Genomic DNA, 16313 nt, shown 5'->3' on the forward strand with positions numbered 1-16313 from the left:
GAAAACCCTATGGGGCGCCGACAGGTGCGCCAGGGACCGCGCTCGAGGCCGCCGTCACGGCTTGGCCCCTCGCGCCTCGAGCATGTCCGTCATCAGGTCGATCTCCGACCGCTGCGCCTCGACCATGCCCCGGGCGAGCCGCTTCTCCACCCCGACCGTGCACTTGGCGACACACCCCTCGGCCATGTGGATGCCGCCCTTGTGATGATCCGTCATGAGCTGGAGGAAGAGGACCTCGGCCTGTCTGCCGTTCAGCGTGCCCAGCTTCCTCAGCTCGGTGTCGGTGGCCATGCCCGGCATGAGCGCGCCGTCCTCGCCGTCGCTCATCCCGCCCATGCCCATCCACGACATGGGCGCGTCGGACGACACCTTGGGCAGCCCCCAGAGGTCCAGCCAGCCGATCAGCATGCCGCGCTGGTTGGCCTGCGTCTGCGCGATGTCGTAGGCGAGCCGCCGTACGTCCTCGTCGGCCGTCCGGTCCCGCACGATGTACGACATCTCGACGGCCTGCTGGTGATGCACCGCCATGTCCCGGGCGAACCCGGCGTCGGCCGAGTCCGCGGCGGGCGCTGTGCCCTTCGCCCCGCCGTCCTCGGCGACGGAGTAGGTGATGGCCCCGGCGGCGACGAGCACTCCGGCCACGGCGACCGCCACTCCCGCGTACCTCACTTCGGCAGACCGCCCGAGCAGGCCGCGCCGGGCTCGGGCGTCTGCTCGCCCTGCACGAACTTCTCGAAGAACTTGTCCAGGTTCGGGTCGCTCGCACTCGTCACCGTGCGCTGGTTCGCCCACGCGGTGAGCATGATCGGGTCGGGCTGGGCGTCGTCCGGGCTCATGAGCGTGTAGGGCGTCTTCTTGACCTTGGCGGCGAGCGCCTCGACGTCCGCCTTGCTCGCCTTGCTGTTGTACGTCACCCAGACCGCGCCGTGCTCGAGCGAGTGCACGGCGTTCATGTTGTTGAGCGCCTTGGTGTAGACGTCTCCGTTGCAGTTCATCCAGACCTGGTTGTGGTCCCCTCCGACGGGGGGCTCGGTCGGGTACTTCACGGTCTTGGCGACGTGGGTGCGCCCGAGCGTCCCCTTCCACGTCCTGACCCCGTCCGAACCGGTGACGAAGTGCCCCGAGGCCGCCTTGCCGTCGGCGGCAGTGTCCTTGTCGTCGCCCGACTGCGACTTCACGACGAACACCCCACCGGCGACCAGCGCGACCACGGCGACGACGCTGCCCCCGATCGCGAGCACCCGGTTGCGGCGCTCACGAGCCTGATCGGCCCGCCGCATCTCCTCTATACGCGCCTTGCGCGCCGGACTGCTGGTCTTGTCGGCGGAACCCATGAGGCCTGTCCTTCTGGGGAAAAGGGGCGGGACGGGGTGTGCGAGTCCGCTGATCGTAATGGGGCAGTGGGGGAAAGTCGTAGACAGGTCACAGCCAAGAGGCGGGTGACAGCGGGCGGAGGCCTGCGAAGGGCGCTGAAGGAGGGCGTCGGGGGGGGGCGGGGGTGGGATGCGGGGCGGCCGGGCGCACGGGCGGCCGGGCCGGTTAATTTGAACGGGAGATGCGCATTATCTACGCTTCCTTCCATGCGGCTGTTGCGATCCACCGACCTGGCACTGCGCGTCCTCATGAGGCTGGCTGTGGCGGGCGACACCCCCGAGGCCACCCCCACGACCCGTGACGTGGCGGCCGCGATGGAGGTTCCCTACACCCACGCGGCCAAGGTCGTGGCCGAGCTCCAGCACATGGGCCTGTTGGAGGCCCGTCGAGGCAGGGGCGGCGGCCTGGCCCTCACCGGCCGGGGCCGCACGGCGTCCGTCGGGACGGTCGTCCGCGCCTTCGAGGGCGACGGCGACGTCGTCGACTGCGAGGGCCCCACTCCCTGCCCGCTGAAGTCGGCCTGCCGCCTGCGCGGCGCCCTGCGCCGGGCCCAGGAGGCGTTCTTCGCCTCCCTCGACCCGATCACGGTCGCGGACATCGTGGCGGAACCGACGGGGCCGCTGCTGCTGGGGATCTCGAGTTCCGCCCGGCCCGGCCGACGCCCGACCGAATGAAGACGTGCAACGGACTGCGGATCGCCCACGTGATGCGGACCACCCACGTGATGCGGACCGCCGACGCGGAACGGGCCGGTGGCGGGGCAGGGAGAGCCGATTTCACGATTCCCCCCTCCCCATGCGGTTGAAGGCGCGTCGCCGGGCCGGATTGGATGGCCCGATGGAACGCATCGAAGCAGAGCTGTTCACCGCCGGCGGCAACAACGCCGTAGTCCGCCTGCCCGGCCGACGGTTCCCCGGGGTCCTGGTTCAGGGCGACTCCCTGCACATCCTCCGCACCGACGTGGCCGAGCTGATGGAGGCCTGCGAGCGCGGTGACCTGAGCGACGCCCGCGACGCCGCCGGGCTCCTCCTGTCCGGCCTCGACACCCTGCTGGAGCGCTACACGACCGCGCTGGACGAGCACGAGATCCCGCGGCCGTACTGAGCGCGGCCGCCCGTGCCGCGCCCCCGCATGGCGCTCCCGCACGTGGCCCCGGCCCTGCCCCGGCCCTTTTCCGCTCGACGCGTCCTGGACGCGCGGTCGGCACGGCGCGGGCGCGGCGGATGGCGTACGTGCGCCTTCGGGCACCGCTTCGTGCACCGGGGTTCTGCCCGTGCGTACCTGGCGGGGGCGAGGACGGACGCGTATGCAGGGAGTGTCGAGACCGCCGTCGCCCTGGGAGCTCCCGTATGCACGCCCGAGACACCGTCGGTGCACAGTCCGAGCACACCGGGGCCCGTCGGCCGCCGGCGGTCCTCCCCGCGCGGCGGGCCTCCGCCGCGACCGCCGGCCCGGGCGCGCTGCTCGCGCTGCAGCGCCTGGCCGGCAACTCCGCGGTGGTGCAGCTGCTCCGCGAGGCCGACCACACCGGGCACCGGCACGATACGGCGGGCGGTAGCTGCGCCGACGAGGTGGCGGCCGTCCAGCGCTCGGCCGTGCACGGTGTCCTGGGCGGAGCCGGACGGCCGCTCGCGGAGCCGGTCCGGACGGAGATGGAGGCGCGTCTGGGCGCGGACTTCTCCGACGTCCGGATCCACGACGACGCGGCCGCCCGTGCCTCCGCCGTCGGCATCGGGGCCCGTGCCTACACCTCCGGCAGCCACGTCGTGATCGGTCCCGACGGCGGCGACAGGCACACGCTCGCCCATGAGCTGACGCACGTCATCCAGCAGCGGCAGGGGCCGGTCGCGGGCACCGCCACCGCGGACGGGCTGAGCGTCAGTGACCCCTCCGACCGCTTCGAGCGGGCCGCGGAGGAGAACGCCCACCGGGTGCTCGCCGGCCCGGCACCGGACACCGGGGCGCGGGAGCAGGACCGGTGAGGCCGCTCACGGGTCCGCGGCACCGGCGCGCGGGAGCAGGACCGGTGAGGCCGCTGCCGGGCCGGCGCTTCGGGGCGCGGGCGCGGCATCAGGAACGTCGAGAGGACCGTCGAGGCCGCTGCCGGGACGGCCGGTCGGTCGGCCGGCTCAGGCCCGCGCCAGCCACAGGTCCGGGCCGAACACCTCGTAGTGCACGTCCGCCGGAGCGACCCCCTTCTCGATCAGCTGCGCCCGGACCGCCCGCATGAACGGCAGCGGACCGCACAGGTACGCGCGCGTGCCGGGCGCGACGGGTACGTCCGTGAGGTCGGCCAGGCCCGTCCGGGCGTGCGCCGGGGCCTCCCGCTCGTACCAGAGGTGAACGGACGCGTCCGGCAGCTTCGCCGCGTACGCCTCGTGGTCCGCGCGCAGGGCGTGGTCGGCGGGGGAGCGGTCGGCGTGGACGACCGTCACCGGCGTGCCGTGGCCGGCGGCCGCGAGGTGGGCCAGCATCGCGACGATCGGGGTGACGCCGATGCCGGCCGAGGCGAGGAGCAGAGGGGCGCCCCCGGCGCCGTCGAGGACCAGGTCGCCGTACGGCTCGGAGAGCTCCAGCACGGCGCCCTCCTCCACGCGCGCGTGGAGGTGGTTGGAGACCTCGCCCTCCGGTGTCACCGCGTCGCCCGTCACGCGCTTGACGCTGATCCGGCGTACGTCCGACCCGGGTGCGCCGGAGAGGCTGTACTGCCGTATCTGGCGGGCGCCGTCGGGCAGTCGCGTGCGGACGGACACGTACTGGCCCGCGCGGAAGTCCCGTACCTGGGCGCCGTCGCGCGGACGCAGCGAGAAGGTGACGACGTCCGCGGTCTCCGGGACGCGTTCCACGACCTCCCACTCCCGCCAGGAGCCGGGAGCCCTCCCGCTCTCCTCGTACAGGCGGCGCTCGATCGCGATCAGCGCGTTCGCCATCAGCCAGTAGACCTCGTCCCAGGCCGCGGCGACCTCGGGCGTGACCGCCTCGCCCAGAACGTCGGCGATGGCGGCGAACAGGTGCTCGTGGACGACTTCGTACTGCTCGGGCGCGATGCCGAGTGAGGCGTGTTTGTGGGCGATGCGGGTGAGCATCGCGTCGGGGCGGTCCTGGGGACGGTCCTGAAGGCCGTTCCCCGGGTGCTCCGGCGTGTGCGCGACGAGGCGCGTGGCGAAGGCGGCTATGGATCCGGCCAGAGCCTGGCGCTGGGTGCCCGCCGCCTGGTTGCCGCGGTTGAACAGGTCCCGGAGGAGGGCCGGATGCGCCGCGAAGAGGCCGGCGTAGAAGCGCTCGGTGATCTCGCCGATGGCCGCGCCCACGGCGGGGAGGGTGGCGCGGACGGTGGCTGCGGACTGTTCGGACAGCATCGGGGCTCCTCAAGGATCACTCGGCGATCTGCTGTCCGGCACGCTAGTTAAACTTGCATCTGAGATGCAAATTAAGCGGGGGAGGGGAGATGGAGGAGGTCGGGCATTACGGATGTCGGTCCGAGCAGGCAAGATGGGCGGCAGAGCAGTACACCTGCCGGACGTGAGGTAATACATCTGCCGGACGGAAGGCGTTCAGGCCCGGGTCGCTCAGGCGATCATGGTCGGCAACGCGCATGAAATGGTGTTGTGGTGTGATGCTCGGGTGCCCGACCGCCTCTCAGTGGGACGGGAAACAGGCGGCCTGACCAGCAAGGATGGGGAAGCGCAAGATGGACAAGCAGCAGGAGTTCGTGCTCCGGACGTTGGAGGAGCGCGACATCCGGTTCGTACGGCTGTGGTTCACGGACGTGCTGGGCTTCCTCAAGTCCGTCGCCGTGGCCCCGGCCGAGCTCGAACAGGCATTCGACGAGGGCATCGGCTTCGACGGCTCCGCGATCGAGGGCTTCGCCCGGGTCTACGAGTCCGACATGATCGCCAAGCCGGATCCGTCCACCTTCCAGGTTCTGCCCTGGCGGGCGGAGGCCCCCGGTACCGCCCGCATGTTCTGCGACATCCTCATGCCGGACGGCTCCCCGTCCTTCGCCGACCCGAGGTACGTGCTGAAGCGCGCCCTGGCCCGCGCCTCCGACCTGGGCTTCACCTTCTACACCCACCCCGAGATCGAGTTCTTCCTGCTGAAGAACAAGCCGACCGACGGCTCCCGTCCGACCCCGGCCGACAACTCCGGCTACTTCGACCACACCCCGCAGAACGTGGGCATGGACTTCCGCCGCCAGGCGATCACCATGCTCGAGTCGATGGGCATCTCGGTCGAGTTCTCCCACCACGAGGGCGCCCCCGGCCAGCAGGAGATCGACCTGCGCTACGCCGACGCCCTCTCCACGGCCGACAACATCATGACGTTCCGCCTGGTCATGAAGCAGGTCGCCCTGGAGCAGGGGGTCCAGGCGACCTTCATGCCGAAGCCGTTCTCCGAGCACCCCGGCAGCGGCATGCACACGCACCTCTCCCTCTTCGAGGGCGACCGCAACGCGTTCTACGAGTCGGGCGCGGAGTACCAGCTCTCCAAGGTCGGCCGGTCCTTCATCGCCGGCCTGCTGAAGCACGCCGCCGAGATCGCCGCCGTCACCAACCAGTGGGTGAACTCCTACAAGCGCATCTGGGGCGGCTCCGAGCGCACGGCCGGTGCGGGCGGCGAGGCGCCGTCGTACATCTGCTGGGGCCACAACAACCGCTCCGCGCTGGTCCGCGTGCCGATGTACAAGCCCGGCAAGACGGGCTCCGCGCGCATCGAGGTCCGCTCCCTCGACTCCGGCACCAACCCGTACCTGGCGTACGCCATGCTGCTCGCCGCCGGCCTCAAGGGCGTCGAGGAGGGCTACGAGCTCCCGCCGGGCGCCGAGGACGACGTCTGGGCGCTGTCCGACGCCGAGCGCCGGGCCATGGGCATCGAGCCGCTCCCGCAGAACCTCGGCGAGGCGCTGAGCCTGATGGAGCGCAGCGACCTCGTCGCCGAAACCCTCGGCGAGCACGTCTTCGACTTCTTCCTGCGCAACAAGCGCCAGGAGTGGGAGGAGTACCGCTCCGAGGTCACGGCCTTCGAGCTGCGGAAGAACCTGCCGGTGCTGTAGGGCAGGTCGGGGCGGGTTTCCCGCTACGACGACACGAGGGGCCGACGGTCGTGGACCGTCGGCCCCTCGCGTTCCCGATCCCGCCCCGCGGCCGTGCCGGCGCCCTACTGGGCAGACAGTTTCGCCAGTACCTGGTGGAGGGGCTCCGTCTCCCGGCGGCGGTACTCCTGGATCGCCCAGCCGTTGCCGTCCGGGTCCTTGAAGTACATGAACGTCGCTCCGTCCTGCGGTGCGAACTGCTGGGGTTCGGTGACGTCCAGGCCGCGGGCGGTCAGTTCCTCGTACGCGGCCTTCGCGTCCGTCACACAGAGCTGCATACCGTGGTACGTGCCCGGCTGCGGGGTCCCCGTGGGTACCTGGAGGCCGTCCACCAGGGCGATCGAGCAGCCCGAGCCGGGTGGGGTGAGCTGGACGATGCGCACGCCCTCCATGACCTCGCCGTCGAGGTCGACGTGGAAGCCGACCTTGTCGCGGTAGAACTCCTTGGCCCGGTCCACGTCGGACACCGGCAACAGGATCACTTCTAGGGTCATGTCCATGGCTTGACTCCCTCGTCGCGGCCGTCGCTGTGCACAGAACCCGAAGTCTCACAGAGCCCCCGGTCCCACAGCGGTCGAAGTTCCACAGAACCGGAAACCGGTCCGGGGCGCCACCGTGAGGTGCGGGTTACGCTCAGGGGCGTACGACCTTGATCCGAGGGAGGGCCAGGGATGATGGTGCCGGGGCGCAGGAGCAGCACCTTCACACGGCTGTTGCGGCACGGCTTCACCGACCCCTCCGCCGCCGAACGGCTGCTGGACGGGCCCGAGCTGTCCCCGGTGCGCAACGACCCCTTCCTGCTCGAGGCCCTCGGCGGCACCGCCGATCCCGATCTCGCCCTGCACGGTCTCGTCCGGCTGCTGGAGGCGCAGCCCGGGCACACCGCCCGTCGGGAGCTGCTCGACACGCTGATAGCGGCCAAGCCGCTGCGCGACCGGCTGCTGGGGGTGCTGGGGGCGTCCGCCGCCCTCGCCGACCACCTCGCCCGGCATCCGCGGGACTGGGAGGCGCTGGTCACCTACGAGCCGCGGGACCTGCATCCCGGGGTGGAGGAGTTCGAGCGGGGACTGGCCGGGGCCACGGATCCCGTGTCGCTGCGCGTCGCCTACCGGCGGTGCCTGCTGTCCATCGCGGCACGGGATGTGTGCGGGACGACCGATGTCGCCGAGACCGCCGCCGAGCTCGCCGATCTCGCCACCGCCACGCTGCGGGCCGCCCTGGGCCTCGCCCGGGCCGCCGCGCCCGACGACGCCGCGTTGTGCCGGCTCGCCGTCATCGCGATGGGCAAGTGCGGCGGACACGAGCTGAACTACGTCTCCGACGTCGACGTGATCTTCGTGGGGGAGGCCGCCGACGGGGCCGACGAGGGCAAGGCGCTGCGGGCCGCCACCAAGCTGGCCTCGCACCTGATGCGGATCTGTTCCGAGACCACCGTGGAGGGGTCCATCTGGCCCGTCGACGCCAACCTGCGGCCCGAGGGGCGCAACGGGCCGCTGGTGCGGACGCTGTCCAGTCATCTCGCCTACTACCAGCGGTGGGCCAAGACCTGGGAGTTCCAGGCCCTGTTGAAGGCGAGGCCGGTGGCCGGCGATCTCGCGCTCGGGGCCGAGTACGTCGCCGCCGTCGAGCCCATGGTGTGGCAGGCCGCCGAGCGGGAGAACTTCGTCGTCGACGTGCAGAGGATGCGGCGACGGGTCGTCGAGAACATCCCGGTCGCCGAGGTGGAGCGTGAACTGAAGCTCGGGCCCGGGGGGTTGCGGGACGTCGAGTTCGCCGTACAGCTGTTGCAGCTGGTGCACGGGCGGGCCGACGCGTCCTTGCGCAGCGGCACCACGCTCGACGCCCTCCAGGCCCTCGCCGCGGGGGGCTACGTCGGGCGCGCCGACGCCGAGCAGCTGGACCTCGCGTACCGGTTCCTGCGGTCCATGGAACACCGGATCCAGCTCTACCGGCTGCGGCGGACCCATCTCGTGCCCGAGGCCGAGGAAGACCTTCGCCGGCTGGGCCGCTCACTGGGACTGCGGACCGACCCGGTCGTCGGGCTGAGCCAGGAGTGGAAGCGGCACGCCGCCGTGGTGCGACGGCTGCACGAGAAGCTGTTCTACCGCCCGCTGCTCGACGCCGTCGCCCAACTCGCGCCCGGGGAGACCCGGTTGAGTCCGAAGGCGGCCCGGGAGCGGCTGGTCGCGCTGGGCTACGCCGACCCCGCGTCCGCGTTGCGTCACCTGGAGGCGCTGGCCTCCGGTGTCTCGCGCAAGGCTGCCATCCAACGCACCCTGCTGCCCGTGCTGTTGGGCTGGTTCGCGGACTCCGCCGACCCGGACGCGGGCCTGCTCAACTTCCGCAAGGTGTCGGACGCGCTCGGCAAGACGCCCTGGTACCTGCGGCTGCTGCGGGACGAGGGCGCCGCGGCGGAGAACCTCGCCCGTGTGCTGTCCGCCGGGCGGCTCGCCCCTGACCTGCTGCTGCGGGCGCCGGAGGCGGTGGCGTTGCTCGGCGACGGGGACGGCGGGGGTCTCGAGCCGCGCGGGCGGGCGCAGTTGGAGCAGGAGATACTCGCCGCGGTGCGCCGGGCCGACGGGGTGGTGCAGGCCGTCACCGCGGCTCGCGGGGTCCGTCGGCGTGAGCTGTTCCGTACGTCCGCCGCGGACATCGTCGCCTCCTACGGGACCGAGGCGCAGCCGGTCGAGGCCGATCGGGGCGCCCTCGTGGACCTGGTGGGCGGGGCGGTGTCCGACCTCACGGCCGCCACGCTGGCCGGCACGTTGTGCGCGGTCGTGCGGGACGGCTGGGGCGACTCGCTTCCCACCCGTTTCGCCGTCATCGGCATGGGCCGCTTCGGAGGTCATGAACTGGGCTACGGATCCGACGCCGACGTCCTGTTCGTGCACGAACCCCGGGACGGCGTCGACGAGCGCGAGGCCGCGGAGGCCGCGAACAAGATCGTCTCCGAGATGCGCCGACTGCTCCAGATCCCCAGCGCGGATCCGCCGCTGCTCATCGACGCCGACCTGCGTCCGGAGGGCAAGTCCGGTCCTCTGGTACGCACGTTGAAGTCGTACGAGGCCTACTACCGGCGCTGGTCGCTGGGTTGGGAGTCGCAGGCACTGCTGCGGGCCGAAGTCGTCGCCGGAGACGAGGAATTGGGGCAGCGGTTCATCGAGCTGATCAACCCGCTGCGCTATCCGGCGGACGGGCTCGGCGAGGAGGCCGTACGGGAGATCCGGCGGCTCAAGGCCCGTATGGAGTCGGAGCGGTTGCCCCGGGGCGCCGATCCGAAGCTGCACACCAAGCTCGGGCCGGGAGGGCTGTCGGACGTCGAGTGGACCGTGCAGCTGATCCAGATGCGCCATGGTTCGACGCATCCGGGGCTGCGGACCACGCGCACCCGTGAGGCTCTCGCCGCAGCGCGCGACGCCGGGCTCCTCCCGGGCGAGGACACGGCGACGCTGGACGAGGCGTGGGTGCTGGCGACTCGTGTACGCAACGCGGTGATGCTGGTGCGCGGGCGCGCCGGGGACACCTTCCCCTCCGACGCGCGCGAACTGGTCGCGGTGGGGCGGTACTTGGGGTACGGCCCCGGCCGGGTGGGCGACATGCTCGACGACTACCGGCGCACCGCACGCCGCGCTCGGGGCGTGGTGGACGAGCTGTTCTACGGCGGGTAGACGGGTAGACGGGTGAACGGTCGGACGGGAGGCGGGTGGGCCGTCCGGCCATGGCGCCGGTTCGGCGCCGAGGGCTGTGAGAGCTTCGGGCCGCGGGGCCGCGGGGCCGCGGGGCTGTGAGGCCGTGGGGCTGCGGGGCTGTGGGGCTGTGCGGTCGCGAGGTTGTGGGGTCGCGAGGCCGCGAGGCCGTGGGGCCGCGAGGGCTGCGGGACTGTGAGCCCGCGAGGTTGTGAGGCTGCGGGGCCCGGGCCGTGAGGCCGTGGGGCCGCGAGGGCCGCCGGACTGTGAGCCCGCGAGGTTGTGAGGCTGCGGGGCCGTGGTGCTGTGGGGGCCGTGAGCGCTGTGGGGTGTGTGAAGGAGCTAGGCGACGCGTTGCGTCGCATCCTTGACGTCGCCCCGCGTACCCGCCGACCCGAGGCCGCGTTCCGCCGTCTTCCTCCGGGTCAGCCCCACGCCCAGCAGTACCACCGCCATGCCGGCGAGCACGCGTGCGCCGATGTGCTCGTCCAGGATCACCGCGCCCAGCGCGACCGACACGACCGGGAGCAGATAGCCGACCGTCGCCGCTGTGGTGGGGCCCTCGTCCGCTATCAGCCGGTAGTTGAGGTAGAACGTCACACCCGTGCCGAGGACGCCCAGCGCGGTGACGGCGAGCAGCGCGGTGACGTCCGGGTGGAGGGGGCCGGCCGCGGGGAGGGCGAGGGTGCTCCAGGCCGTGGCGGTGAGGAGCTGGGCCGCCGACATCGCCATGGGGGTGTCCGAGGCCGTCAGATGCCGGGCCATGTAGGCGAAGGCCACCGCGTAGCTCGCCGCCGCGCCCAGGAGGTACAGGGCGGGCCGGCTGAGGAGACCCTCCTGGTGCCAGGGGGCGAAGATCAGGACGGTGCCGGCGAAGCCCAGGACGAGGCCGCTCAGGCGCACCGGGCGCAGGGTCCGGTCCGTACCCAGGCCGATGCCGATGAGGAGGGACCAGAGCGGGGTCGTGGCGTTGAGGACGCCCGCTATACCGGAGTCGACGTGCTGCTCGCCCAGGGCGAAGAGGGCGAAGGGCAGCGCGTTGCAGAACAGTGCGGCCACGGCGAGGTGACGCCAGGTGGTCCGGGACCGGGGGAGGCGCTGGCCCGCCCGGCGGGCCAGGAGCAGCAGGACGGCCGTGCCGAGGGCGCACCGGGCGATGGTGATCTGCGCGGGGGTCAGGCCGTGGGTCAGGGCCAGTTTGATCCAGAGGAAGCCGGAGCCCCAGAAGAGGGCGAGCGCGGCCATGCGGAGAGTGGAGGCGAGGGGCATGCTCCCTACGGTCGTCCGCCCGACCTGTGAGGACAAGTGAAATGTTCTGGATGGTTCGTTAAGGTGGGCTGCATGATTGATGTGCGGCGGATGCAGGTGTTGCGGGCGGTCGTGGGGAGCGGGTCGGTGACCGGTGCCGCGGCCGTGCTGGGGTACACGCCGTCCGCCATCAGTCAGCAGATCGCCGCGCTGGAGAAGGAGGCGGGGGCCGCCCTGCTGGAGCGGGTCGGGCGGGGCGTGCGGCCCACGGCTGCCGGCCTGCTGCTCACCGAGTACGCGGATGCCATCGGACGGCAGGTCGCCGAGGCCGAGACGGCACTCGCCGACCTGCTCGCCGGACGGACGGGGCAGCTGGCGGTGCGGTACTTCGCCACCGCGGGGGCCGGGCTGGTGGCGCCGGCCGTGGCGCGGTTGCGTGCGGCGCATCCCGGCGTCCGGATCGATCTGAAGCTGACGGTCGATCCCGTGGACCCGGTGGCTGAGGTACGGGAGGGACGGGCCGATCTGGCGTTGCTGGTGTGGAGCGAGGGGCGGCAGAGCGGTGGCGTACGGCTGATGCACCTGCTCGACGATCCCTACCTCGTCGTCCTGCCGCGCGGGCACCGGCTGGCCGGGCGGCGGAGTGTGCGGCTGGAGGAGCTGACGGACGAGGCGTTCGTCGGGAGCGAGTGGCCGGGCCCCTGTCTCGACGCCCAGCTCGACGCGTGTGCGGCGGTCGGGTTCCGGCCCCGGTTCGCGGTGCAGAGCGAGGACTACGTGACCGCCCAGGGGTTCGTGGCCGCCGGGCTGGGCGTGAGTCTGGTGCCCCGGCTGGGGCTCGGCAGCCGGCATCCGGGCGTCGTCGTACGGGAGGTACGCGATCCGGTGCCGGTGCGCGCCATTCAGGCGGTGGTCCGGGAGACGGCGCCGGCGCAGCCCGCGCTGGACGCGTTCATCGACGCGCTGAAGGGGGCCGCCGCGGGAGCGGGGTAAGCGGCTGCGCCGCCGCTCCGGCCGGTCCGAACCCGCCGGGCCGAACGGGCCTCCGTGGCCGGACGGGCGGACGGTTCCGCGCGCCCCACCTACGCGCCGTCGCGTTCCTCCTCGATCGGGAAGGTCACGCCTTGACCGGGCACGTCATGCCTTGACGGGCGGCGCCCTACCTCGATCGGGCGCGCCATGCCCTGGCGGGGAGCGTCATGCCCGGGTGGGCAGCAGGGGGGCCGCCCTGTCCCTTCGCCGGCACCCGTCTCGGCAGGGTGTACGGCAGGGTCCCGTACCAGACGCGGGCCACGGTGAAGCCGAAGGCCAGGCAGAGCATGCCGCCCACGGCGTCCAGCCAGAAGTGGTTGGCCGTCGCGACGATGACCACCAGGGTCGCCACCGGGTAGAGCAGGCCCAGGATGCGGACCCAGGGCAGCCTGGCCAGCGCGAAGATCGTCAGGCCGCACCACAGGGACCAGCCGATGTGCATGGACGGCATCGCCGCGTACTGGTTCGACATGTGTTTGAGGTCGCCGGACGCCATCGAGCCCCAGGTCTGGTGGACCATCACCGTGTCGACGAAATCGCCGCCCGGCACGAGCCGCGGGGGCGCGAGGGGATACAGGTAGTAGCCGACCAGGGCCACGGCCGTGGTGGCGAAGAGCACCAGACGCGTCGCCGCGTACCGGCCCGGGTGGCTGCGGTAGAGCCAGACCAGGACGGCCAGCGTGATGACGAAGTGCAGGGTCGCGTAGTAGTAGTTCATGCCCACGATGAGCCAGGTCACCGAGTTGATCGCGTGGTTGACCGACTCCTCCACGGCGATGCCGAGACCGTGCTCCGCGCGCCAGATCCAGTCCGTGTTGCGCAGTGCCTCGGCCCGCTGTTCCGGGACCGCGTTGCGCACCAGGGAGTAGGTCCAGTAACTCACCGCGATGAGGAGGATCTCGAACCAGAAGCGGGGGTGACGGGGGGTGCGCAGCCGGTCGAGGCGGCGCTGTCGGGGTGCGGCCGTGACGGGGTTCGGAAGAGCCTGGTCACGGCCTTCCAGTGGCGTCACAGTCGATTCACCCATGGACATAAAGTCTGCCAGAAAAGACCTCTTGGCCCGATCATCCCCCGGTCGGGTTCGGCCCGCACTTTCTACGGCGGGAGGACCCCTTCGTCTACGGCCGGCGCACCGGAAGAACCCGGACGTCTCCGCCTTACGGACGATTCCGGTCCCCGGGTGCCGAAGCGGTCGAACCGCGCACCACCAGCTCCGGCATGAACACGAACTCGCTGTGCGGTGCCGGAGTCCCGCCGATCTCCTCCAGGAGCGTGCGGACGGCGGCCTGGCCCATCGCGGGGACCGGCTTGCGGACGGTCGTGAGCGGCGGGTCCGTGAAGGCGATCAGGGGGGAGTCGTCGAAGCCGACCACCGAGACGTCCTGGGGAACCGCCAGACCGCGCTGCCGGGCCGCCCGTATCGCGCCCAGCGCCATCATGTCGCTGGCGCAGACGATCGCCGTGCAGCCACGGTCGATCAGGGCGTTGGTCGCCGCCTGGCCGCCCTCCAGGGTGTAGAGGGAGTGCTGGACCAGGTCGGTCTCGATCGTCTCGGGGCTGAGACGCAGTTGTTCCTGGACCGCCCGGACGAAGCCCTCGATCTTGCGCTGGACCGGCACGAAGCGCTTGGGACCCAGGGCCAGGCCCACCCGGGTGTGGCCGAGCGAGACGAGATGGGTGACCGCCAGGGTCATGGCCGCCCGGTCGTCGGGGGAGATGAACGGCGCCTGCACCTTCGGCGAGAACCCGTCCACCAGTACGAAGGGGACGCCCTGCGCGCGCAGCTGCTCGTAGCGCTGCATGTCGGCCGTGGTGTCCGCGTGCAGCCCCGAGACGTAGATGATGCCGGCGACGCCGCGGTCGACCAGCATCTCGGTGAGTTCGTCCTCCGTGGAGCCGCCCGGGGTCTGGGTGGCGAGGACCGGGGTGTAGCCCTGGCGGGTCAGCGCCTGACCGATGACCTGGGCCAGGGCCGGGAATATCGGGTTCTCCAGCTCCGGTGTGATGAGGCCGACCAGACCCGCGCTGCGCTGGCGCAACCGGACCGGGCGCTCGTAGCCCAGGACGTCCAGAGCGGCGAGCACGGACTGACGGGTGGTGGCGGCGACACCGGGCTTGCCGTTGAGAACGCGGCTGACGGTCGCTTCGCTCACCCCCGCCTGCGCAGCGATGTCGGCAAGCCGTGTGGTCACAGGGGTGGACTGTACCGGTCGAGTGCTGACTTGCACACCGACCGAACGCCGTGGGCGACCTGTTGAACGGCCCGCGGGCTGCTGCGTCATCGCGCTCCCTCGTGAAAGTGATGGCAAGAGCTTGCAGAGTCTTGCACAGCGGCCCCGTGTCCCGCTATGAGGGCTCTCAACCGCGACAACTACGGTCTCCCGTCGGTCGAGCGGAGATCACGCAGGGGTCACGTGCGAATAACTTCGGAGATGTCTTGCACTTTTTTGCTGCAAGGTCTTTCGTGCCGCTTACAACGCTGTTACGTTCACGTCGCCCGACGGCAGCAACGGCGCGGTCGGAGTCGGCAGGACAGCGGACGGGACCGCTTCCTGTAGCTAAACGGGCTCTCACCCTCAAGGAGAAACTCATGCGGCGTGGCATAGCGGCCACCGCGCTGGTGGCGTCCTTCGCCCTCGCGGCGACGGCCTGCGGCGGAGACGACAGCGGCAGCGACAACTCGTCCGGGCCGGTCACCATCACCTGGTGGGACACCTCCAACGCCACCAATGAGGCGCCGACGTACCAGGCCCTGGTCAAGCAGTTCGAGGCCGCCAACAAGGACGTCAAGGTCAAGTACGTCAACGTGCCCTTCGACCAGGCGCAGAACAAGTTCGACACGGCCGCCGGCGCCTCCGGTGCCCCGGACGTGCTGCGCTCCGAGGTCGGCTGGACCCCGGCATTCGCCAAGAAGGGCTTCTTCCTGCCGCTGGACGGCACCGAGGCCCTCAAGGACCAGGCCAAGTTCAAGTCGAACCTGATCGAGCAGGCCAAGTACGAGGGCAAGACGTACGGCGTGCCGATCGTCACCGACACCCTCGCGCTGGTCTACAACAAGCAGCTCTTCGCGAAGGCCGGCATCACCGAGGCCCCCAAGACCTGGGACGACCTGAAGACCGCCGCCGCCACCGTCAAGGCCAAGACCGGCGTCGACGGCTACTGGGGCTCCACCCAGGCCTACTACGCCCAGTCCTTCCTCTACGGCGAGGGCACCGACACCGTCGACGCGGACGCCAAGAAGATCACGGTCGACTCGGCGGCCGCGAAGAAGGCGTACGGCACCTGGCTGGGCCTCTTCGACGGCAAGGGCCTGCACAAGGCCGACACCACCGCCGACGCCTACGCCCACATCCAGGACGCGTTCGTCAACGGCAAGGTCGCCGCGATCGTCCAGGGGCCGTGGGAGATCACGAACTTCTACAAGGGCAGCGCCTTCACGGACAAGGCCAACCTCGGCATCGCCACCGTCCCGGCCGGTTCCACCGGCAAGGCGGGCGCCCCGACCGGCGGCCACAACCTCTCGGTCTACGCCGGCTCGGACAAGGCCCACCAGGCCGCCGCGCTGAAGTTCGTCAACTTCATGACCTCCGCGACCTCCCAGGCCACGGTGGCCCAGAAGAACTCCACGCTTCCGACGCGTGACGACGCCTACACCGCCGCGGTCAAGGCCGACCCGGGCATCGCCGGCTACCAGACGGTCCTGTCCGCCGCCCAGCCGCGCCCGGCGCTGCCGGAGTACAGCTCGCTCTGGGGTCCGCTCGACACCGAACTGCCCAAGATCGCGGGCGGCAAGGAAACCCTCGACAAGGGCCTGAGCAACGCTGAACTCGCCATCGCCAAGCTGGTGCCGGACTTCAGCAAGTGAGCCCGAGTGGCCGTCG

14 protein-coding genes are annotated in these 16313 nt (G+C 71.4%); 7 read left to right on the forward strand and 7 right to left on the reverse strand.

Annotation, left to right across the window (positions count from 1 at the left end):
• Positions 1–54: 54 nt before the first annotated feature.
• Positions 55–654, reverse strand: coding sequence for a DUF305 domain-containing protein (locus tag ACIPFH_RS04580; RefSeq protein WP_401823003.1), 600 nt, complete (start codon positions 652–654; stop codon positions 55–57).
• A gap of 11 nt (positions 655–665) precedes the next feature.
• Complete coding sequence (locus ACIPFH_RS04585; RefSeq protein ID WP_356260229.1) at positions 666–1334, reverse strand: DUF3105 domain-containing protein; 669 nt, start codon at positions 1332–1334, stop codon at positions 666–668.
• A 246-nt stretch (positions 1335–1580) separates the two neighbouring features.
• Here ACIPFH_RS04585 and ACIPFH_RS04590 point away from each other — a divergent pair, with 246 nt between their 5' ends.
• From ACIPFH_RS04590 to ACIPFH_RS04600, 3 genes are all read left to right on the forward strand, one after another.
• Positions 1581–2048 (forward strand): RrF2 family transcriptional regulator, encoded by a 468-nt coding sequence (locus ACIPFH_RS04590; RefSeq protein WP_401823006.1) that lies wholly within the window; start codon positions 1581–1583, stop codon positions 2046–2048.
• 163 nt (positions 2049–2211) lie between these two features.
• A complete protein-coding gene (locus tag ACIPFH_RS04595) occupies positions 2212–2478 on the forward strand; it encodes a DUF6959 family protein (RefSeq protein WP_401823007.1) in 267 nt (88 codons plus the stop codon).
• 245 nt (positions 2479–2723) lie between these two features.
• Positions 2724–3356, forward strand: a complete 633-nt coding sequence (locus ACIPFH_RS04600; RefSeq protein ID WP_401823008.1) for a DUF4157 domain-containing protein — start codon at positions 2724–2726, stop codon at positions 3354–3356.
• 147 nt (positions 3357–3503) lie between these two features.
• Here ACIPFH_RS04600 and ACIPFH_RS04605 read toward each other — a convergent pair whose 3' ends face one another.
• A complete protein-coding gene (locus ACIPFH_RS04605; RefSeq protein WP_401823010.1) occupies positions 3504–4733 on the reverse strand; it encodes a globin domain-containing protein in 1230 nt (409 codons plus the stop codon).
• 332 nt (positions 4734–5065) lie between these two features.
• Between ACIPFH_RS04605 and ACIPFH_RS04610 the strand changes: the two genes are divergently transcribed.
• On the forward strand, positions 5066–6427 hold the full coding sequence (locus ACIPFH_RS04610) for a glutamine synthetase family protein (RefSeq protein ID WP_314224050.1): 1362 nt from the start codon (positions 5066–5068) through the stop codon (positions 6425–6427).
• A 104-nt stretch (positions 6428–6531) separates the two neighbouring features.
• Here the strand turns inward: ACIPFH_RS04610 and ACIPFH_RS04615 are convergent, their stop codons facing one another.
• On the reverse strand, positions 6532–6966 hold the full coding sequence (locus ACIPFH_RS04615; protein WP_356256262.1) for a VOC family protein: 435 nt from the start codon (positions 6964–6966) through the stop codon (positions 6532–6534).
• 171 nt (positions 6967–7137) lie between these two features.
• Between ACIPFH_RS04615 and ACIPFH_RS04620 the strand changes: the two genes are divergently transcribed.
• Positions 7138–10134, forward strand: a complete 2997-nt coding sequence (locus ACIPFH_RS04620) for a bifunctional [glutamine synthetase] adenylyltransferase/[glutamine synthetase]-adenylyl-L-tyrosine phosphorylase (protein WP_401823013.1) — start codon at positions 7138–7140, stop codon at positions 10132–10134.
• Positions 10135–10494: 360 nt separating this feature from the next.
• Here ACIPFH_RS04620 and ACIPFH_RS04625 read toward each other — a convergent pair whose 3' ends face one another.
• Positions 10495–11421 (reverse strand): DMT family transporter, encoded by a 927-nt coding sequence (locus ACIPFH_RS04625; RefSeq protein WP_401823016.1) that lies wholly within the window; start codon positions 11419–11421, stop codon positions 10495–10497.
• Between the two features lie 72 nt (positions 11422–11493).
• Between ACIPFH_RS04625 and ACIPFH_RS04630 the strand changes: the two genes are divergently transcribed.
• Entirely contained in the window at positions 11494–12393 is a 900-nt protein-coding gene (locus ACIPFH_RS04630) for a LysR family transcriptional regulator (protein ID WP_401823017.1), read from the forward strand.
• Positions 12394–12559: 166 nt separating this feature from the next.
• Here ACIPFH_RS04630 and ACIPFH_RS04635 read toward each other — a convergent pair whose 3' ends face one another.
• Together ACIPFH_RS04635 and ACIPFH_RS04640 are read right to left on the reverse strand one after the other, a co-directional pair.
• The gene (locus tag ACIPFH_RS04635) at positions 12560–13459 is read right to left on the reverse strand and encodes a phosphatase PAP2 family protein (protein WP_401823019.1); all 900 of its coding nucleotides are present in this window, start codon (positions 13457–13459) and stop codon (positions 12560–12562) included.
• Positions 13460–13589: 130 nt separating this feature from the next.
• Entirely contained in the window at positions 13590–14624 is a 1035-nt protein-coding gene (locus ACIPFH_RS04640; protein ID WP_356256247.1) for a LacI family DNA-binding transcriptional regulator, read from the reverse strand.
• Between the two features lie 398 nt (positions 14625–15022).
• Here ACIPFH_RS04640 and ACIPFH_RS04645 point away from each other — a divergent pair, with 398 nt between their 5' ends.
• Positions 15023–16297 (forward strand): extracellular solute-binding protein, encoded by a 1275-nt coding sequence (locus tag ACIPFH_RS04645; RefSeq protein ID WP_401823020.1) that lies wholly within the window; start codon positions 15023–15025, stop codon positions 16295–16297.
• Positions 16298–16313: the final 16 nt, after the last annotated feature.

The organism is Streptomyces sp. NPDC088157 (assembly GCF_044741545.1).
Classification (GTDB): domain Bacteria; phylum Actinomycetota; class Actinomycetes; order Streptomycetales; family Streptomycetaceae; genus Streptomyces.